This is a genomic window from Methylobacterium frigidaeris, from assembly GCF_022179185.1.
Taxonomy (GTDB): Bacteria; Pseudomonadota; Alphaproteobacteria; order Rhizobiales; family Beijerinckiaceae; genus Methylobacterium; species Methylobacterium frigidaeris.
The window spans coordinates 40,928-61,212 of record NZ_BPQJ01000025.1; the positions used below are offsets into that span (position 1 = coordinate 40,928).

The 20,285-nt window shown below is 70.9% G+C and carries 15 protein-coding genes; 11 read left to right on the plus strand and 4 right to left on the minus strand.

The features are described from left to right. Nucleotides 1-3 precede the first annotated feature (3 nt). The 3 genes from MFF64_RS23100 (at nucleotide 4) to MFF64_RS23110 (ending at nucleotide 4,681) form a co-directional block, all read left to right on the plus strand. Nucleotides 4-1,335: an MFS family transporter gene (locus MFF64_RS23100; protein WP_099905261.1), complete on the plus strand. Its 1,332-nt coding sequence runs from the start codon at nucleotides 4-6 to the stop codon at nucleotides 1,333-1,335. Between the two features lie 163 nt (nucleotides 1,336-1,498). Further along, nucleotides 1,499-3,337, plus strand: coding sequence for a sensor histidine kinase (locus tag MFF64_RS23105; protein ID WP_099905263.1), 1,839 nt, complete (start codon nucleotides 1,499-1,501; stop codon nucleotides 3,335-3,337). Then, on the plus strand, nucleotides 3,338-4,681 hold the full coding sequence (locus MFF64_RS23110) for a sigma-54-dependent transcriptional regulator (RefSeq protein ID WP_099905265.1): 1,344 nt from the start codon (nucleotides 3,338-3,340) through the stop codon (nucleotides 4,679-4,681). 459 nt (nucleotides 4,682-5,140) lie between these two features. Here MFF64_RS23110 and MFF64_RS23115 read toward each other — a convergent pair whose 3' ends face one another. Beyond that, nucleotides 5,141-6,358 carry an ABC transporter substrate-binding protein gene (locus MFF64_RS23115; RefSeq protein ID WP_238192533.1) on the minus strand — a complete coding sequence of 406 codons (1,218 nt, stop codon included), beginning with the start codon at nucleotides 6,356-6,358 and terminating at the stop codon, nucleotides 5,141-5,143. A 278-nt stretch (nucleotides 6,359-6,636) separates the two neighbouring features. Continuing rightward, a complete protein-coding gene (locus MFF64_RS23120) occupies nucleotides 6,637-7,266 on the minus strand; it encodes a TetR/AcrR family transcriptional regulator (protein WP_238192534.1) in 630 nt (209 codons plus the stop codon). A 349-nt stretch (nucleotides 7,267-7,615) separates the two neighbouring features. On the opposite strand from MFF64_RS23120, the gene MFF64_RS23125 reads away from it, so the two are divergent. The 8 genes from MFF64_RS23125 to MFF64_RS23160 all read left to right on the plus strand — a co-directional run bounded on the left by MFF64_RS23125 (nucleotide 7,616) and on the right by MFF64_RS23160 (nucleotide 16,645). Then, entirely contained in the window at nucleotides 7,616-8,377 is a 762-nt protein-coding gene (locus MFF64_RS23125) for an SDR family NAD(P)-dependent oxidoreductase (RefSeq protein WP_099900855.1), read from the plus strand. Then, nucleotides 8,374-9,585, plus strand: coding sequence for an acyl-CoA dehydrogenase family protein (locus MFF64_RS23130; protein ID WP_238192535.1), 1,212 nt, complete (start codon nucleotides 8,374-8,376; stop codon nucleotides 9,583-9,585). Before MFF64_RS23125 ends, MFF64_RS23130 begins: the two co-directional genes overlap by 4 nt. Further along, complete coding sequence (locus MFF64_RS23135) at nucleotides 9,582-10,370, plus strand: enoyl-CoA hydratase/isomerase family protein (RefSeq protein WP_238192536.1); 789 nt, start codon at nucleotides 9,582-9,584, stop codon at nucleotides 10,368-10,370. Before MFF64_RS23130 ends, MFF64_RS23135 begins: the two co-directional genes overlap by 4 nt. 2 nt (nucleotides 10,371-10,372) lie before the next feature. Further along, nucleotides 10,373-11,533, plus strand: a complete 1,161-nt coding sequence (locus MFF64_RS23140; protein ID WP_099903455.1) for an acetyl-CoA C-acetyltransferase — start codon at nucleotides 10,373-10,375, stop codon at nucleotides 11,531-11,533. Further along, on the plus strand, nucleotides 11,533-12,315 hold the full coding sequence (locus tag MFF64_RS23145) for an enoyl-CoA hydratase-related protein (RefSeq protein ID WP_099903457.1): 783 nt from the start codon (nucleotides 11,533-11,535) through the stop codon (nucleotides 12,313-12,315). The genes MFF64_RS23140 and MFF64_RS23145 overlap by 1 nt, the downstream gene beginning before the upstream one ends. Nucleotides 12,316-12,617: 302 nt before the next feature. Beyond that, nucleotides 12,618-13,832 carry an ABC transporter substrate-binding protein gene (locus tag MFF64_RS23150; protein WP_238192537.1) on the plus strand — a complete coding sequence of 405 codons (1,215 nt, stop codon included), beginning with the start codon at nucleotides 12,618-12,620 and terminating at the stop codon, nucleotides 13,830-13,832. Between the two features lie 96 nt (nucleotides 13,833-13,928). Continuing rightward, a complete protein-coding gene (locus tag MFF64_RS23155) occupies nucleotides 13,929-15,110 on the plus strand; it encodes an acyl-CoA dehydrogenase family protein (RefSeq protein ID WP_238192538.1) in 1,182 nt (393 codons plus the stop codon). Further along, on the plus strand, nucleotides 15,107-16,645 hold the full coding sequence (locus MFF64_RS23160; RefSeq protein WP_238192539.1) for an acyl-CoA synthetase: 1,539 nt from the start codon (nucleotides 15,107-15,109) through the stop codon (nucleotides 16,643-16,645). Before MFF64_RS23155 ends, MFF64_RS23160 begins: the two co-directional genes overlap by 4 nt. Before the next feature lie 282 nt (nucleotides 16,646-16,927). Here the strand turns inward: MFF64_RS23160 and MFF64_RS23165 are convergent, their stop codons facing one another. Both MFF64_RS23165 and MFF64_RS23170 read right to left on the minus strand, forming a co-directional pair. Then, entirely contained in the window at nucleotides 16,928-18,391 is a 1,464-nt protein-coding gene (locus MFF64_RS23165) for an FAD-dependent monooxygenase (RefSeq protein ID WP_238192540.1), read from the minus strand. Between the two features lie 101 nt (nucleotides 18,392-18,492). Then, a complete protein-coding gene (locus tag MFF64_RS23170; RefSeq protein ID WP_238192541.1) occupies nucleotides 18,493-20,130 on the minus strand; it encodes an FAD-dependent monooxygenase in 1,638 nt (545 codons plus the stop codon). Nucleotides 20,131-20,285 lie beyond the last annotated feature (155 nt).

Below are 20,285 nucleotides of genomic sequence, written 5' to 3' on the forward strand. Positions count from 1 at the left end.
TCCATGAACACGGCTGCACCCGCGGTGATCGGGGAGATTCCGGCGCCCACCGAGGCGACGGAGCGGCAGAAGATCAAGGCCATCGTCGCCGCCTCGTCCGGCAACCTGGTCGAATGGTACGACTTCTACGCCTACGCCTTCACGTCGATCTACTTCGCCTCGGCGTTCTTCCCGAGCAGCAGCCCGACCGGCCAGCTGCTCGCCACCGCCGGCATCTTCGCGGTCGGCTTCTTCATGCGGCCGCTCGGCGGCTGGATCTTCGGCCGCATCGCCGACCGGCGCGGCCGCAAGTCGTCGATGGTGTTCTCGGTGCTGCTGATGTGCGCCGGCTCGCTGATGATCGGCATCCTGCCGACTTACGACACGATCGGCGTGCTCGCCCCGGTGCTGCTCCTCGTCGCCCGCCTCGCGCAAGGCCTCTCCGTCGGCGGCGAGTACGGCACGGCGGCGACCTACATGAGCGAGATCGCCGGCAAGGGCCGCCGCGGCTTCCTGTCGTCGTTCCAGTACGTCACCCTGATTGGCGGCCAGCTCCTCGCGGTGCTGGTCGTGTTCGCGCTCCAGCACGTCCTCACCGGTGAGGAGATGCGGGCCTGGGGCTGGCGCATCCCGTTCCTGATCGGCGCCGCGGCCGCCATCGTGGCGATGATGCTGCGCGGCTCTCTGAAGGAATCCGCCTCGCACGAGACCATGCAGAGCAAGGAGGCCGGCTCGGTGCGGGCGCTGATGCAGCACAAGCGCGCCCTGCTGATCACCCTCGCCTTCACCATGGGCGGCTCGCTCTACTTCTACACGATGACGACCTACATGCAGAAGTTCCTGGTCAACACGGTGAAGCTCGACCTCAAGACGGTCTCGACCGTGATGACCCTGGCGCTCGTCGTGTTCATGCTGCTGCAGCCGGTCTTCGGCGCCCTCTCCGACCGGATCGGGCGACGCAACAACATGATCCTGTTCAGCGGGATGGCCATGCTCGGCGCGGTGCCGCTGCTCTCCTCGCTCTCGCTGGTGACGAGCCCGTGGGCCGCCTTCGGGCTGATCCTGACGGGTCTCGTGATCGCCACCTTCTACACCTCGATCAGCGGCGTGGTGAAGGCCGAGCTGTTTCCGGCGGAGGTGCGGGCGCTCGGCGTCGGCCTGCCCTACGCCATCGCCAACGCCCTGTTCGGCGGCACGGCGGAATACGTGGCACTCTCGTTCAAGACTTACGGCAACGAGAGCCTGTTCTACTGGTACGTCGCCGCCATGGCGGCCGTGGCTTTCGCCGCCTCGCTGTGGATGCCCGACACCCGCAAGTACGGCTACCTCGACGGCAACGGCCGGATGAGCGGCTGACGCCCGGATCCGGCCGGGACCCCGCGCGGGTCCCGGCCCGGTCGCGAGGCACGGATGCGGACCGTCGGTCCCCGCTTGCGGAGATCGTCCGTCCGAGGCAAGGCCGAGGGACTGGATCCGCGTTCCCCCGCAGCAAGGCGTCCGGCATGACCCAAGCCCATCCATGAGCAAAGCCCGTCCCGCCGACCTGTCGGCGCCGCGGCGGGCGTTCCCCGGCGGGGTCGGCGCCTGGCGGTGGGCCCTTGCGGCGGCGGTGCTGACGCTCACGCTCGCCGCCTTCCTGCTGACCCTGCAGGCCGGGCACGATCAGGTGCGGCGCGCGTCGCGCCAGCGCCTCGTGATCGCCGAGGCGGTCCTGCGCGCCGCGATCGACCGCTACCAGTACCTGCCGACCGTGCTCGCCCTCGACACGCAGGTCCAGGACCTCCTCGCCGATCCCGACGCGCCCGGCGCGATCACGGCGGTCAACGCCAAGTTCGAGGCCATCGCCCGGGCCTCGAAGGTCGCCGCGATCTACCTCATGGACGGGCAGGGCCTCACGCGGAGCGCAAGCAACTGGAACCAGCCGCTCAGCTTCGTCGGGTCGTCCTACGCCTACCGGCCCTACTTTCGCGATGCCCTCGCGACGGGCGCCTCGCGCTATTTCGGCGTCGGCACCACCACCCAGCAGCCGGGCCTGTTCATCGGCAAAGCAGTCCCCTCCCCGAACGGACCCACCGCAGGCGTCGTGGTGGTCAAGGTCGACCTGGAGGACCTCCAGGGCGAGTGGCGGCGGGCCGGCGAGCAGATCCTCGTCTCCGACGCGGCCGGAATCGTCTTCCTGGCGAGCGAGCCCGGCTGGAAGTACCGCCCGTTCCGGCGCCTGGCCGCGGCCGACACGAGCCGCATCCGCGCGGCGCAGCAATACGGCGACAGCGACCTGCGACCCCTCCTGGAGGATGGCCGGGTCGATCTCGGCGAAACGATCCGACTTCCCGCGGGAGGCCGGACCGCGAGCGGGCTCGTCGAGCCGATCGCGATGCCGGATCTCGGCTGGACGCTCTGGTACGTCGCGCCGACCGGGCCCGCCTTGCGCCAGGCGATCCTGGTGGCCGCCGCCACTGGGATCGCCGGCCTCGCGCTCGCCTTCGCGCTCGTCGCGGCGAGCCAGAGGCGGCAGCGGTTGCGCAGCGAGCAATCCATGCGGATCGCCCTCGAGCGCCGGGTGGCGGAGCGGACCCACGATCTCAGCGATGCCAATGCGCGCCTGCGCGCCGAGATCAGCGAGCGCGAGCGCGCGACCGCCGCGTTGCGGGCGACCCAGGACGAGCTGATCCATGCCGGCCGGCTCGCGGCCCTCGGCCAGATCTCGACGGCGATCAACCATGAGATCAACCAGCCGCTCGCCGCCCTGCGCACCTTCCTCGCCAGCACCACGGTCTTCCTGGAGCGCGGCGACGAATCGACCGTGCGCCGCAACCTGCAGCGCATGACCGAGGTCACCCAGCGCATCGCCGAGATCATCCGCCATCTCAAGGATTTCGCCCGCAAGACCGGTCCCGGTCACAGCGAGCCGGTGCGGCTCGCCGCCACGGCCGAGGCCGCCCTCGACCTGCTGCGGGTGCGGCTGCGGGCGGAGGACGTCACGGTGACCTGCGCGATTCCCGCCGACGCCCTGGTGCGGGCCGAGCCGGTGCGCCTCGAGCAGGTGCTGCTGAACCTGATGGTCAACGCCCTCGACGCGATGCGCGGCGCCTCCGAACGCCGGCTCGATTTGACCGCGAGGCGGGAACCGGCATCCTGCTGGCAGCTCGTCGTCGCGGATAGCGGGAGCGGGATTTCCCCGGAGCACATGCCACAGATCTTCGACCCCTTCTTCACCACCAAGCCCGCCGGCGAGGGGCTCGGGCTCGGCCTGTCCCTGTCCTCGCTGATCGTGCGGGATCTCGGGGGCAGCCTGACCGCCGGGAACGGCGCCCGCGGCGCCGTGCTGACCCTCGTCCTGCCCGCGGCGGAGGCCTGAATGGTGGCACGGGTGACCCGCGTTCTGTTCGTCGACGACGAGGAGACGGTGCGCGAGGCGCTGCATCAGTGGCTGACGCTCGCCGACTACGCGGTCGCGACCTTCGAGGCGCCGGAGGCCGCGCTCGCCGAGATCGACGAGCGCTTTCCCGGGATCCTCGTCACCGACCTGCGCATGCCGCGGATGGACGGCCTGACGGTGCTGGAGCGGGCGCTCCAGCTCGACCCGGACCTGCCGGTCCTCCTCGTCACCGGCCACGGCGACGTGCCGATGGCGGTGGAGGCGATGCGGCGCGGCGCCTACGACTTCATCGAGAAGCCCTTCGCGCCCGAGCACCTCGTCGAGGCGATCCGCCGCGCCTGCGAGAAGCGCGACCTCACCTTGCGGATCCGCCGGCTCAGCGCGAGGACGGACGCGCACGCCATCGAGAGCCGCCTGATCGGGACATCGCGGGCGATGGAGACCCTGCGACGCGAGGTGCTCGACCTCGCCGCGACCCCGGTCAACGTGGTCATCAACGGCGAGACCGGCTCCGGCAAGGAACTGGTGGCGCAGTGCCTGCACGCCTTCTCATCCCGGCGCGACGGCCGCTTCGTCGCCGTCAATTGCGGCGCCATCCCCGACACGATGGTGGAGAGCGAGCTGTTCGGCTACGAGGCCGGCGCTTTCACGGGCGCGCTCAAGCGCCGGATCGGCAAGCTGGAATACGCCCATCGCGGCACGCTCTTCCTCGACGAGATCGAGGCGATGCCGCTCCCCGGCCAGGTGAAGCTCCTGCGCGTCCTGCAGGAGCACCGGGTCGAGCGGCTCGGCGCGAACGAGGCGGTGGCGGCCGACCTGCGCACCCTCTGTGCCAGCAAGGTCGACCTGCGCGCACAGGCCGAGGCCGGTCTCTTCCGGGCCGATCTCTACTACCGTCTCGGCGTCGCCTGCTTGCGCATCCCACCGTTGCGCGAGCGGCGCGAGGACATCCCGCTCCTGTTCGAGCACTTCGCCGCCCGGGCCGCCGAGGAGCATGGCCGCGCGATGCGGCCCTTGAGCGCCCGGCACGTCCAGGATCTCGTCGAGCAGCCCTGGCCCGGCAACGTGCGCGAGTTGCGCAACGCGGCCGAGCGCTACGCCTTCGGCCTCGACCGGCTCGGCGCGGCCCCCGACCCGGTGGAGGCCGGGCCGCAGCCGCTGGCCGTACGCATCGAGACCTACGAGCGGGGACTGATCGAGCAGGCCCTGCAGCAGACGCAAGGCAACATCGCGGAGACGATGCGACTCCTGGACCTGCCGCGCCGCACCCTCAACGAGAAGATGCAGCGTTACGGCCTCAGCCGCGGCGACTTCATCGGCTAGTGCATCGACCGACCGCGTTGCAGCCGTTGTCCCGGATCGAGGATGCGCGAGAGGTTGCCGAGGTTGACCGTCGCCAGCAGGCGGCCTTCGGGCTCCAGTGCCAGGACTGCGGACGGATCGACGGGTGGGATGAGCAGCGTCTCCGAGGGGGCGCCACCGTGCGGATGCCGAGGTCCGAGGCGACGCGTTCGAGGCGGCGTCCGGAAGACCGCGGTCGTCTCCGTGCCTTCGGTCCTCCGTCATGTACCATCAGGCCGCGGATACCGCCCGCATCGATGCGGAACCGCGTCGGATGCGCCGCAGGATCATCGGATCACGCCCCCGGCCGCCAGCCCCTCGACCTCCGGGCTCGTCTTGGACCGCTCCGGGTTTGCGGGAGGCTCCCCCGTCCGAAGGGATGGCGCCGTGAGGAAGCGAACGGCTCCGCTTCGCCCCGAGCACCGCGACCGGGCCGCTCGGTCAGACGAGCCGGCAGGCGCTGCCCTGCAGGGACCGGAACGCTTCGTCGCCCGGCACGGTCGCGACGAGCGAGTACTGGTCCCAGTCACCGGCGGACTCGGAGGGCCGCTTGACCCTGGCGAGGTACATGTCGTGCAGCATCAGCCCGTCCTTCCTCACCCGGCCGTTCCGAACGTAGAAATCGTCGACGGGCAGCGCCCGCATCGTCTCCATGACGCGGTCGGCGTCCCGGGTGCCGGCTTCCTGCACGGCCTTCAGGTAATGCGTCGCCTGGCTGTAGGCCGAGGCCTGCAGCATGGTCGGCATGCGCCCGACCAGGGTGCGGAAGCGCTGCGACCAAGCGCGGGATTCCGCCGTCCGGTCCCAGTAGAAGGCGGTCGCGAGCAGCGTTCCTTGCGCGATCGGCAACCCGATGCTGCGCACGTCGGTGTCCATCAGCACCATCGCGGCGACGCGCTGGCCCTCGCGCTGCAGCCCGAACTCCGTGGCCTGCTTGATGCAGTTGACGGCATCGGCGCCGCCATTGGCGAGGGTGACGACCTTCGCCCCCGAGGCCTGCGCCTGGAGCAGGTAGGAGGAGAAATCGGGCGTGCCGAGGGGGGCGCGGACGACGCCCAGCACCTTGGCGCCGGCGCCCTGCACCACCTGGGTCATGTCGTTCACGAGCGCGGCCCCGAAGGCGTAGTCCGCCGCGATGAAGAACCAGCTGTCGCCGCCGTCCCGGACGATGGCCGGGCCGATCGTTCTCGCCATCGCGTGCGAGTCGTAGGTCCATTGCGTGGTGTAGGGCGAGCAGAACTTGCCGGTGATGTCGGACGAGCCCGGGCTGGTGGCGAGCACGATCTTCTTGCGCTCGGCCGAGAGCTGCATGATCGCGAGCGCGATGGCGGTCGAGGGCAGGTCGATGATCGCGTCGACGTCCTCCTGGTCGTACCAGCGCCGGGCGATGGCGGAGGAGACGTCGGGCTTGAGCTGGCAATCGGCGGAGACGAGCTTCGCCTTCTGGCCGAGGCAGGGTCCGAAATCGTCGATCGCCATCTGGACGGACTTCACCAGCGCCGGGCCGCTGATATCCGCGTAGGCCGAGGACAGGTCGCTGAGCGCGCCGATCGTGACCGGGCCGGCGGCGGCCCGGGCGCCGCGGCCGGACAGGCCCAGGAGGGCGGGCGCGGCGAGGCCGCCCAGCATCGTGCGCCGGGTGAGACAGGCGTTCGTCATGGTTTCCTCCTGCGGAGGCCCGGGACTTGTCCCGCCCGGTGCCCCGATGGCGAACGGCATCACGAGGGGACACCGAACAGACCTCCGGCGGATCCAGCCGCATCCGCAGCGGCGGCATGCCCTACCAGGGTCGTCCGTACACCACCACGCCGTCTCATCCTCTGACTTACCCGCAAGTATGGAACATACTCTGGGGAATTTTCAAGCATCCTTCGAGAGCGATCAGGGGATCGTACCTTCGAGATCCGGCTCGGCCGCCGCGGCGCATGGCGCCGGTCTCACGCTCTCGGCGCCAGTCCCCGGGTGAGGAAATCGACCATCTCGGCCGCAACCTCGGCCGGCCGGCGCGTCCCTCGCGGGTCGTACCAGCGCGCCGGCCAGTTGAGCGCCCCGGCGAGCGTGAAGGCGGCGATCCAGGGATCGCCCTGGGTGATGGACCCGTCCTCCATGCCCTCGGCGATCAGGTCGCGCATGGCCTGGTCGATCCGCTTCTTCAGGGCCCGGAAGGATCGCGCGCTCTCCGGCGACAGAGCCTCGTCGCCGGTGCGGATCACGCAGCGCCCGAAATCCCCCATGTTGATCTCGGCGTAGCGGCGCAGGAACACGCGCAGGCGCTCGAGACCGGTCCCGGACGCCGCGCGCGATTCCTCGACCGCCTCCAGCAGTTGCTCGAGGCCGAAGGTCACGCATTCGAGCAGGATCTGATCCTTGTTGCCGAGGTAGTGATAGACGGTCGGCTTCGTGATCCCGAGGCTCGTCGCGACATCGTCGAGCGAGGTCGCGTGAAACCCACGCTCGTTGAACATCCGAACCGCCGCCAGGAGGACGGCCTGCCGCTTCGCCTCGCGCTCGCGGCGCCGCGCGGTCGCGCTCTTGAAGGGAGAGGATGAGTTCGCCAACAGCCGCATGTCCCGGAAAATCCTTGCAGGCCCCAGTGGACACGGATGCGGGCTGGGTGCAATATACCCACGAGAATAATATATCCTGTATGGTAGCAAACGCTCACACGGCTCGTCATCTGGCGCGCTGGTGCTGCGGGATGTCCATCACGTCTCCGATGCGGTCAGGCCAGTCCTGTGCCGTCGCGACGGACGCCTTTCCCGACAGTGTTCGCCCGCACGACCGTGGGTTCGTCGTCAGTAAAGTACCAACAAACAAGCGGTCGAGCGGACCTGCACCGTGCCGGTCCGTTCCAAGACCAGCCGTTCCCGCGTCGAGGTTGCCTCGATGTCGAGGATTCGTGACAGGGGAGGATACATGCGGATCCACGATGTGGGCGCCGTCGTGACGGGGGGTGCCTCGGGGCTCGGCGGCGCGACCGCCGCGCGCCTCGCCGCAGCGGGCGCCAAGGTGACGATCATCGACCGCAACGCCGATCTGGGCCAACGACACGCCGAGGCGATCGGCGGCCGCTTCGTCGCCGCCGACGTGACCGACGAGCAGGCGATCGCCGCAGCCCTCGACGAGGCCGAGGGGCTGCACGGCAAGGCCCGCATCCTCGTCAACTGCGCCGGGATCGGCCCACCGGCCAAGGTCATCGGCCGGGACGGCGACGTGCTCCCCCTCGCCGATTTCCGCCGCATCATCGACGTCAACCTGATCGGCACCTTCAACACCCTGTCGCAATTCGCCGGCCGGCTCCATCGGGCGGAGCCGCTGGGTGAGGAGCGCGGCGTCATCATCAACACCGCGAGCGTCGCCGCCTTCGACGGGCAGATCGGGCAGGCCGCCTACGCGGCCTCGAAGAGCGCCATCGTCGGCATGGCCCTGCCGCTCGCCCGCGAGTTCGCCCGCTACGGGATCCGCGTGATGACGATCGCTCCCGGCATCTTCCTGACGCCGCTGCTCGCGATCCTGCCCGAGGAGGTGCAGGTCTCGCTGGGCCACCAGGTGCCGTTCCCGAGCCGCCTCGGCCAGCCGGACGAGTTCGCGCAGCTCGTCGAGGGCATCGTCTCGAACCCGATGCTCAACGGCGAGGTGATCCGCCTCGACGGCGCCATCCGGATGACCGCGAAATGAGCGCCGTCCCCTCCTCCGCACCCGGCGGACCCTCGGCCGAGGCCGCTGTCATCGCCGGGCGGGTCGAGCGCTTCGTGCGCGAGGTCGTGGCGCCCTACGAGAAGGATCCGCGGCGCGACCACCACGATTGCCCGACCGACGCCCTCGTCGCCGAGCTGCGCGACAAGGCTCGCGAGGCGGGTGTCCTCACCCCGCATATCCGGCCGGACGGCAGCTTCCTCACCCACCGCGAGACGGCCGCGGTATTGATGCGCTCCGGTCTCTCGCCGCTCGGGCCGCTCGCCTGCAACACCGCGGCGCCCGACGAGGGCAACATGTTCCTGCTCGCCAAGGTGGGCAGCCCCGGGATCCGCGAGCGCTTCCTCGCACCGCTGATCGCGGGGCGCGGCCGCTCGGCCTTCTTCATGACCGAGCCGGCGGCGGAGAATGGTGCCGGCTCGGACCCCTCGATGATGATCACCACCTGCCGGCCGGACGGCAACCATTGGGTGATCGACGGCCGCAAGGCCTTCATCACCGGAGCGGCGGGGGCCTCGATCGGCGTCGTGATGGCGAAGGCCGAGGAGGGCGCCTGCCTGTTCCTCGTCGACCTGCCCGATCCGGCGATCCGGATCGAGCGGGTGCCCAATACCCTCGACAGCGCGATGCCGGGCGGGCACGCCGTGGTGACGATCGAGGGGCTGCGGGTTCCCGCCGACCAGATGCTCGGGAGCCCCGGCGAGGGCTTCCGATACGCGCAGGTCCGCCTCGCCTCGGCGCGGCTGACCCACTGCATGCGCTGGACCGGCGCCTGCCTGCGCGCCAACGAGATCGCGACCGATTACGCCAACCGGCGCCGCGCCTTCGGCAAGCCGCTGATCGAGCACGAGGGCGTCGGCTTCATGCTGGCCGAGAACCTCATCGACCTCAAGCAGGCCGAGCTGATGATCGACTGGTGCGCCGACGTCCTGGATGGCGGCGCCCCCGGCATCGCCGAGAGCTCGATGGCCAAGGTCGCGGTCAGCGAGGGGCTGATGCGCATCGCCGACCGCTGCGTGCAGGTGATGGGCGGCAGCGGCGTGACCCAGGACACCATCGTCGAGCAGGTCTTCCGCGAGGTGCGCGCCTTCCGGATCTACGACGGGCCGACCGAGGTGCACAAATGGTCGCTCGCCAAGACAATCCGGCGCGACTGGAAGGCTCGGACCGACGGGGATGCGCGGGCATGACCGACCCCGTCCTCGTGACGATCGAGGGTGCGGTCGCGACCCTCAGCCTGAATCGGCCGGGCCTCGGCAACACGATCGACGTGTCCCTCGCGCAAGGCCTCCTCGCGGCGGCGATCCGCTGCGACCAGGACCCGGCGATCCGCTGCGTCGTCCTCACCGGCAAGGGGCGCCTGTTCTGCGGCGGCGGCGATCTCGGGGCGCTGGCGGGCGCGGGCGAGGCGATGCCGGGCTTCCTCAGCGAACTCGCCGGCACCCTGCACATGGCGGTCTCGCGGCTGATGCGGATGGAGAAGCCTCTGCTGGTGCTGGTCAACGGGCCGGCGGCTGGAGCCGGCCTGAGCCTCGCCATCGCGGGCGACGTGGTCCTGGCGGCCGGTTCCGCCCACTTCACCGCGGCCTATGGCGGCGTGGGCCTGAGCCCGGATGGCGGGATGTCCTGGCTCCTGCCCCGCCTCGTGGGCCTGCGCCGGGCGCAGGAGATCATCCTGACGAACCGCCGCATCGGCGCCGAAGAGGCCGAGCGGATCGGCCTGGTGACGCGGACCGTCGAGGACGCGGCCCTCGCGAGCGAGGGCGCGGAGGTCGCCGCCGGGCTCGCCACATCCGCGACGCGGGCCCTCGGCCTCGCGCGCGGCCTCCTCGCCGACAGTCTCAGTTCCGGCCTCGAGACCCAGCTCGAGCGCGAGGCCCGCGCCATCGCCGAGGCCGGCCGGACGCCCGACGGCCGCGAGGGCATCGCCGCCTTCCTCGCCCGGCGCAAACCCGACTTCACCGGCAGGAGATGAGCATGGCCGAGGCTTACATCGTCGAGGCGGTCCGCACCGCCGGGGGCCGGCGCAACGGCAAGCTCGCCGGCTGGCATCCGGCCGACATGGGCGGCGCCGTCCTCGACGCGGTGGTGGCGCGGACCGGAATCGATCCGGCAGCGATCGAGGACGTGATCCTGGGCTGCGTCACCCAAGCCGGCGAGCAGGGCTTCGCCTTCGCGCGCAACGCCGTCCTCGCCTCGTCCCTGCCCGAGACGGTGCCGGCGGTGACGATCGACCGCCAGTGCGGCAGCTCGCAGCAGGCTGTGCAGTTCGCCGCGCAAGCCGTGATGTCGGGTACCCAGGACGTCGTGATCGCTGCCGGCGCCGAGAGCATGTCGCGGGTGCCGATGTTCTCCAACATCGCGCTGCACGAGAAGGCCGGGATCGGCACCGGCCCGGTGAGCGGCCGCATCCGCGAGCGCTACGGCGTCACGGCCTTCAGCCAGTTCTCCGGCGCCGAGGCGCTGGCGCGAAAGTACGGACTCCCGCGCGACACGCTCGACCGCTTCGCGCTCGAGAGCCACCGCCGGGCGGCAGCCGCGACGGAGGCCGGGGCGTTCGAGCGCGAGATCGTCCCGCTGGAGGTCGCCGACGGGCTCCACCGGACCGACGAGGGCATCCGCCATGATGCGACGCTCGAGGGCATCGCCTCGGTGAAGCTCCTGCAGGAGGGCGGCGTGATCTCGGCGGCGAATGCGAGCCAGATCTGCGACGGCGCCTCGGCGGCCCTCGTGGCGAGCGAGGCGGCGCTGAAGCGACACGGGCTGACGCCGCTGGCACGGATCGTCACCATGGCGGTAACGGCGGGCGATCCCGTGATCATGCTGGAGGAGCCGATCACCGCCACGCGGCGCGCCCTCGACAAGGCCGGAATGCGCATCGGCGACATCGACCTCTACGAGGTCAACGAGGCCTTCGCGTCGGTCCCTCTCGCCTGGCTGCGGGCGCTCGACGCCGATCCGGACCGGCTCAACGTCAATGGCGGCGCGATCGCGCTCGGCCATCCGCTCGGGGCCTCGGGCACCAAGCTCCTGGCGACGCTGATCCACGCGCTCAAGGCTCGCGGCCTGCGCTACGGCCTGCAGACCATGTGCGAGGGCGGCGGCATCGCCAACGTCACCATCGTGGAGGCTTTGTGATGCGGGCTCGCCCCTACGAGTTCATCACCGTCGCCCACGAGGGCCGGCTGACCCTGCTGACGATCGACCGGCCCGCGGCCTTCAACGCCCTGAACGCGGCGGCTCACGAGGAGATGGCGGCGGCCTTCGACGCCTTCGCGGCCGACGACGACCAGTGGGTCGCCATTGTCACGGGCGCCGGCAAGGCGTTCTGTGCCGGGCACGACCTCAAGCAGCAGGCGGCCGGCGGCGGCCTCGTGACGCCGTCCACGGGCTTCGGCGGCCTGACGGCGCGGTTCGACCTGACGAAGCCGGTCATCGCGGCGGTCAACGGCGTCGCCATGGGGGGCGGCTTCGAGCTGGCGCTCGCCTGCGACGTCGTCGTGGCGTCGTCCACGGCGGTCTTCGCGCTCCCCGAGCCGAAGGTCGGCCTCGCGGCGCTCGCCGGCGGCATGCAGCGCCTGCCTCGGGCGATCGGGACGAAGCGGGCGATGGCCCTGATGCTCACCGGCCGCCAGGTCCCGGCCCGGGAGGGCCTCGATCTCGGCTTCGTCACCGAGGTGGTCGAGGGCGATCCGCTGCCGGCCGCCCGCGCCTTCGCCGCCGAGATCCTGGCCTGCAGCCCGATGTCGGTCCGGGCCACCAAGGAGGCGGTGCTGCGGGGCCTGGACGTGCCGCTCGAGCAAGCCCTGGGCGAGCAGTGGGATTACCCGGCGATGCGGCGGATGCTGGCCTCGGAGGACGCAGTGGAGGGTCCGGCAGCCTTCGCGGCGAAGCGTCCGCCGGTTTGGGCGGGGCGGTGAGGTCGTCGCGACGGCGGGGCGGGCTCGTCTCCAGGGGCGCGGGAAGGAGTGCGAGAGACAGTTCGCCGTGATCGATAGACTGATCCCACCCGCAACCTCAGGATGAGGCTGCGGGTGGAATAGAAGAAAAATTTTAAATTGGGCTTTTTCGATGGAAAAAGACCCCGAAGATCGTCGCTGTACGCAGGACGACGCCGACCAGTTCTCCGATCGCGCAGGATGAGCAACGTCCCGCAGAGGACAGCCCGATCGGACCGAGAAAACAGATTGACGGGATGGACGACGCTTTGAGGGGGTAGGATATGAAACGGATCATCGCATCGACGGTCGTCGGTCTGCTCGCACTGGCAATGCCGAGTCCCGGGCAAGCCGAGATCTCCGACGGGGTGGTCAAGGTCGTGGTGCTCAACGACCAGTCGTCGGCCTACAGCGACACGGCCGGCAAGGGCTCGGCGGTCGCCGCCCAGCTCGCGATCGACGATGCCGGTGGTCGGGCCGGGGCTGCGCCGGTCGTGCTCCTCTCGGCCGACCATCAGCAGAAGGTCGATATCGGCGCCGGCCTCGCCCGCCGCATGCTCGACGTGGATCGCGCCGACGCGTTCTTCGACATCTCGAACTCGGCCGTCTCGTTCGCGGTCCAGGAGGTCACGCGCGCGGCCCGCAAGGTCGTGGTCCATGTCGGCAGCGGCAATGCCGACCTCGTCGGCAAGGCCTGCTCGCCCTCGGCGGCGCTCTGGCTCTACGACACCTACGCGCTGGCCCGGGGCCTGGCGCGCGCGCTCTACGACGACACGCACCGGAGCTGGTTCCTGCTGACCGCCGATTACGCCTTCGGCCACGCGATGCAGCGCGACCTGACCGCCACCCTGCAGCAGCAGGGCGGCAAGGTGGCGGGCTCGGTCCGGCACCCCCTGGGCCAAGCCGATTTCAGCTCGTTCCTGGTCCAGGCCGGCGGCACCGACATGCAGGTCCTGGCGCTGCTCAATGCCGGGGCCGACACCACCAACGCCATCAAGCAGGCATCGGAGTTCGGCCTGATCCGGGAGGGGGTGAAGCTCGCCGTCCCGATCTTCACCCTCGTCAACGTCAAGGCGATCGGCAACACGCTCGCCCAAGGCACGACCTTCCTGGCCGGCTACTACTGGGACCACGACGAGGCGAGCCGCGCCTTCGCGAAGCGCTTCGCCGCCAGGCACGGCAAGCCGCCGACCCACGCGCAGGCGGCCGTCTACAGCGCGGTGCGGCATTACCTCAAGGCCGTCGACGCGACCGGCTCCGACGACGGCGTCGTCGTCATGGACCGGATGAAGGCGATGCCGGTCGAGGACTTCATGACCCCGGGCGCGGTCTTGCGCCCGGACGGCCGGCTCGCGCGCGACATGCTGCTCGTCGAGGTCAAGGCGCCCAGGGACGTGCGCGGGGAGTGGGACCTGATGACCGTCCGCACCACGGTCAAGAGCGCCGACATGCTCCGTCCCCTGGCGGAGAGCGAGTGCCCGCTCGTTTTGAAGCCCTGAGAGAGAACGGACCGAGAGCAGCGCAGGGCGGACCGGCACCGGCCCGCCTCCCCCCACACCTTGCCCGGCCGCCCCCGCGCCGCCCGAGGAGTGACGATGCTGAGACGCCGCCTGTTCGAACCCGAGCACGAGGAGTTCCGCCGCACGGTCCGCCGCTGGGCCGAGGCGGAGGTCTACCCGCACGCGACGCTGTTTCGCGAGCAGGGCATGGTCTCCCGCGAGGTCTGGCGCAGTGCGGGCGCGCAAGGTTTCCTGGCGATGTTCGCCGATCCCGCCCATGGCGGCCTCGGTCTCGACGACTTCCGCTTCGACATGGTGCTGACGGAGGAACTCGCGGCGCGCGAGAACGGCCTTTACATCCCGCTGCATAACCGCATCGTCGCGCCGTACATCCACCGCTTCGGCACCCCGGCGCAAGCCGACCGGTTCATGCCGGGCATCGTCTCGGGCGAGACGATCCTCGCCATCGCGATGACGGAGCCGGATGCCGGCTCCGACCTGTCGGGCCTGCGCAGCCGGGCGGAGGATCGCGGCGACCACTGGCTCCTCAACGGGTCCAAGACCTACATCTCCAACGGCATCCTGGCCGGGCTGGTGGTGGTCGCCGCCCGGACGGGGCCCGGCCGGCACGAGATCGGCCTGTTCCTGGTCGAGGGCGACCGGCCCGGCTTCACCCGCGGCCGGCGCCTGGAGAAGATCGGCCTGAAGTCGCAGGACACCGCCGAGCTGCACTTCACGGACGTGCGCCTGCCGAAGGAGAACCTGCTCGGCCCACCAGCGGGCGGCTACAAGCTGATGATGCACAACCTCGCCGAGGAGCGGCTGGTCGGCGCCGTCCAGTTCCTCGCCCGCGCGCAGCGCGCCTTCGCCATCACCCTCGACTACGTCAAGGAGCGCCGTGTCTTCGGCCGTCCGGTCGGCACCTTCCAGAATACGCGCTTCACCCTGGCCGACCTGCGCACGCGCCTCGACGCCGCGCAGGCCTTCGTCGATGCCTGCGCCGCCGAGCACCTCGAGGGCGCGCTCTCGTCCGAGCTCGCCGCCGAGGTCAAGCTGCACGCCTCGGAGACCGAGGGGCTGGTGGTCGATGCCTGCCTGCAGCTGCACGGGGGTGCCGGCTTCATGGAGGAGGTCGAGATCGCCCGGATGTTCACCGCGGCCCGGGTCAGCCGGATCTACGCCGGATCGTCGGAGATCATGAAGGAGATCATCGGCCGCGGGCTCGGGCTCGACGACCGGCCGAAGCGCGACGCCGCGCAGGGGGAGGACCGCGCATGAAGCACCCGTCGCACTTCGCCAGGGTCACGCCCGACAAGGTCGCCTACCGCATGGCGCGCTCGGGCGAGGTCATGACCTATGCCGAGCTCGATGCCCGATCGAACCGCAACGCCCATGCGCTACGGGCGCTGGGCGTCGGCCAGGGCGGCACCGTCGCGCTCCTGTTCGAGAACCGCCTGGACTTCCTCGCCCTGGCCTGGGCCTGCCAGCGCAGCGGCATCTTCTACACGGCGATCAATACCAACCTGACGGCGGCGGAGACCGCCTACATCGTCGGCGACTGCGAGGCCACTGTGGCGATCGTCTCGGACACGTTCGCCCCCTGCCTGGACGCGCTCGCCGCGGCCTGCCCCGGGGCGCGCTTCTTCGTCTGCGGCGGGGCTGCCCCGCTCGCGCGCGACTGGAACGCCCTGGCGGCGGCGCAGCCGGCGACGCCGGTCGCCGACGAGGCGGCCGGCGCCGACCTCCTGTACTCCTCGGGCACCACCGGGCGCCCGAAGGGCATCGTCCGCCGCTTCGCGCGCCAGCCCATCGACACCGTGATCCCGGCCCTGATGACGAGCCTGTGCGAGACGATGGGGCGGATGGGACCCGACACCGTGCTGGTCTCCCCGGCCCCGCTCTACCACGCCGCGCCGCTGCGCTTCACCATGATGACGGCCATGCTCGGCGGCACGGCCCTGGTCACGGAGAAATTCGACGCCGAGGAGGTGCTGCAGCAGATCGAGACCTGGGGCGTCACCCACGGCCAGTTCGTGCCGACGCATTTCGTGCGCATGCTCAAGCTGCCCGAGAAGACCCGGGCCCGCTACGGGCACGACAGCTTGCGGGTCGTCTACCACGCCGCCGCCCCCTGCCCGCGCGACGTCAAGGCCGCGATGATCGCCTGGTGGGGGCCGATCCTGCTGGAATACTACGCCAGCTCCGAGGCGAACGGCGTCACGCTCAGCACCTCGCAGGAGTGGCAGCGCTTCCCCGGGACGGTCGGACGCTCCCTGACCGGGCCGATCGTGATCGCCGACGAGGCCGGCAACGAGCTGCCTCGCGGCGAGATCGGCGCCGTCTACTTCGACAGCGGCGTGCAGTTCGAGTACCGAAACGATCCGGAGAAGACCGCCGCCGCCTATCTCAGGCCCGGCTGCGCGACCTTCGGCGATATCGGCCACGTGAACGACGAGGGCTTCCTCTTCCTGGCCGACCGCAAGTCGTACATGATCATCTCCGGCGGGGTGAACATCTACCCGCAGGAGACCGAGGACCTTCTCGTCTCGCATCCCGATGTCGAGGACGTGGCCGTGTTCGGCGTGCCGAACGAGGAGATGGGCGAGGAGGTCAAGGCCGTGGTCCAGCTGCGCCCAGGGGTCGAGGGCACGCCGGAGACAGCGCAGGAGATCATCGCCTGGTGCCGCGCGCGCCTGTCCCACTACAAGGTGCCGCGCAGCGTCGACTTCCGCAGCGAGCTGCCGCGCACGCCGACGGGGAAGCTTCTCAAGCGTCTCCTGCGTGAGCCGTACTGGGCCGGGCCTTCTTCCTGAGGCGCGCAGTGATCCGATCTGCGCCTTCGCAGGACAAGAATCGTCGCGAGCGTTCTTCGGCGATGCCCCGGGGATCGCACGAATCCGAGCCGCGACGCGGCATCGCCCTGCGTTCGGCTCGCCCCCCGCTATCCTCCCCGAGCCTGCCCGACGGCACCGGGATTCATACCCTCGCACCTTCGCATCGCCGTGTCGATGCGAAGGCGACCGGCGCATCGGCGCCGGCGCCCGTTCGGGCTTGCCTGGCACCTTCGAACGCGTCCGTTCGAAGGCGCGGCGGTATCAGCCGGGCTTCGGTGCGAGTGCCTGCAGGTAGCGCTCCGCCTCGTCCCACCTCGCGGCCGACAAGCCGACGTAGCCGTCCGGCCGGACGATGACGAGGAACCGGCCATCCGGCGGCCTGCGCGGATCGGGCTCCAGCAGCGTGGGGAACCGGGCCGCAAGCGCGGCTCCGCGGGTCATGTCGGCGGCGTAGAGCACGAAGCGCGGCGCAGGCCCGCTACCCGGCGGCGGGCCTGCATCGGCGTGCGGATCCCACCGCTCGCCGGCCTCCGGGCCCCGGGAGAGCGGGCTGCCGGCATAGGCGATCTCGATCTCGCTCATCGTCGTCGCCATCCGGTCGCGCACGGCGTGGAGGCCGAGCAGGAAGCGGAGCGCGAGGTTGCGCGCGGCCTGCGCGGCCGGGTTCGACAGCGTCGCCATGTCGGTGAGCCGGCCGGCATTGCGCAGCACCAGGTCCCCGACCGCGCTCCGCTCCGGGCTGTAGCTGTCGAGCAGGGGCGCGCCGGCCTCGCCCCGGACCACCATCGCCAGCTTCCAGGCGAGGTTCACCGCGTCCTGCATGCCGGTATTCATGCCCTGGCCGCCGGCGGGGCTGTGGATGTGCGCCGCGTCGCCGGCGAGAAAGACGCGCCCGCGCCGGTACTCGGCGACCTTGCGCTCGTTGATGCGGAAATGCGTCAGCCAGACCGGATCGGACACGCGGAACCCGCCGCCGGCACGCCGGTCGACGAGGGCCTGCACGTCGTCGAGGGTGGGATCGGGCCGCTCGTGCATCGCATCCGTCCTGCCGACCGTGGCGACGACGCGGGCGCGCCGGCCCGGGATCGGGAAGATCACGAAGGGACCGTCGCGGTGCAGGTAGGTCGCGATCTCGTCCGGCGGCGGCGTCCCCGCACCGTCGAGGCGCACATCGGCGAGGAGCCAGTCGTCGCCCTGGGCCGACCCCTCGAAGGCGAGCCCGAGCCCGTGCCGCACCGCGCTGTGGGCCCCGTCGCAGCCGATCAGCCACGGCGTCCGCACGATCTCCTCGCGTCCGTCGACGTGCCTCAGCCGCGCCGCGATGCCGTCCGCCGCCTCGGTGAATCCGATCAGCTCCACCTGCCTCTCGACCGCGACGCCGAAGGATCGCAGATGCGCGGCGAGGAGGCGCTCGGTGTCCCGCTGCGGGATCATCAGGGCGAAGTTGTAGGCGCTCGCGATGTCCGCGAAGCGCGGAGCGCCGAGAACCTGTCCGCCGCTGCGAATCGAGGCGCCGGGGGCACGCAGCCCGGCATCCAGGAAGGCCTGGGTGCAGCCCATGCGGTCCATGAGTTCGAGCGTGCGCGACCAGACGACGAGCGCCTTCGAGGTCTCGGTGGCGTGCGGGGAGCGGTCGATCAGGCGGACCGCGACCCCGTAGCGGGCGAGCTCGGCGGCCATCGTCAGGCCGACCGGCCCGGCGCCGACGATGAGAATCTCCGTCATGTGGCCTCCTCTCGCGCTGCGCGGGTGTTGCATGTCGGGTGCCCGGGAGCTTCGTCCGGGCTCGGCTGGCCGACCGATCGTCCGCCTCCGCGGAAGGCGCCTCAGGCGGCCGGGAACAACCTCCGGAGATGATCTTGAAGGCCGGCCTCCCGCCAGGAGCGGCCACGCCAGCCGAGATGACCGTCGGGTCGGACGAGGTAACTCATCTCCCGTCGTCCATAGGCCTCGGCGAACGACCCCGCTCTGTCTTCGAGAAGCTCCGCTCCCGGAAGTGCATGGCCGGCCACGTCGCTCGCGACGACGACGACGCGCAAATGGCCACACAGCAGATGCGGCCGGCGCTGCATCCAGCGCGAGAGGTCCTGCACCGTCTCGCGCTCCAGAGCTCGGGTCAGGTGGACGATCAGGACGTGCTCCGTGCCGCGCAGGACGTCGAAAAGGCGCAGCGGGAAGCCGAGACCCTGCCGCACGAGACCGTTCGCGTCCGGCGCGCGGTCCCCGGCCGCGGGGCCGGCACCGCCCGCCGCGTCGTCGACGAAGCCCGTCCCTCGATAGGAGATCGTGACCTGCGCATCGGCGGCCCGGTCGGGTGCACCGCCCCGCTCGCGGCCGTAGCTCTCGCTCGCCTTGCGGGTCCGCGCGACCACGTCGGCCCCGACCGGGCGGCGCTCCGCCTCGTAGCTGTCGAGAAGGCTCGCGGGGCTCACGCCGCGCAGGACAAGCGCGAGCTTCCAGGCCAGGTTGTAGGCATCCTGGATGCCAGTATTCATGCCCTGCCCGCCGGTCGGCGGGTGGATGTGGGCGGCGTCGCCCGCGATGAAGCAGCGGCCCTCGCGGTAGGAGGCGGCCAGGCGCATGCTGATGCGGTAGACGGAGGACCAGCGCAGCTCCGACAGCGGCGCCCTCGCCGGCAGCAGATCGTCGGCTACCGCCTGGAGATCGGCGAGCGAGGGCCCCTGGATCTCGGCCTGGATGCCATGATCGGTACCGGACCAAGCCGCCAGACGAGCCGGGGCGAGCATCGAGACGCGGTAGCGGCCCGGCTCCGGCAGCGGGATGGCGATGAACATGTCGGGCGGGCCGCCGTCCACCATCCGCAGGGCGCGCAACGCACGGCCATAGGGCAGGTCCCAGTCGATCCGGACGTCGCCGAGCATGAACGGCCAGGGATAGGCCTCTCCCTCGAAGGCGATCCCGAGGAGCCGCCGGACTGCGCTGTGCGCCCCGTCGCAGCCGACCACGTAGGCCAGGCGGACCTCCTCCGCGGATCCATCGGCGCGCGCGATGCGTGCAGTGACGCCCGCAGCGTCTTCCTCGGCATCCTGGCGCAGGGCGGAGAGGACCGCGCCCCGCTCGATCGCGATGCCGAAGCGGGCGAGATGCCGGGTGAGGACACGCTCCGTCTCGTCTTGCGGCAGGCCGAGCGACGCGTAGGGCAGGCCCATGTCGGGCGGGCTCATGTCGGGCAGGCCCTTGTCGGATTCTGGTGCGTCGACCGTCGGCCGACCGTGGACGATGGAGCGCAGGCCCGTGAGCCACAGGCCGGCGTCGATCATCTCCCGGGCGACGCCCATGTCGTCCCAGATCTCCAGTGTCCGCGGCGTGACGCCGATGGCGCGGCACGTGGTCGAGGCCTGCGGCGCGCGGTCGATGATCCGGCAGCGCACCCCGTGCCGGGCCAGCTCGCAGGCAACCGTCAGACCGACCGGGCCGGCTCCGACGATCAGGACTTCCGCCATCGGCTCCTCCTCGAGATCAGGGGTCCAGGCGCGGGCACGACGGGCAGCGCCTGGGCGAGCGCGGGGAACAGCGTGGAGACGACGAGACCGGTCGACGGGGCTGCGATTGCGCCCCTCATGCCGCCTCCGGAACGCATCGAGATGAAGCACCGAAC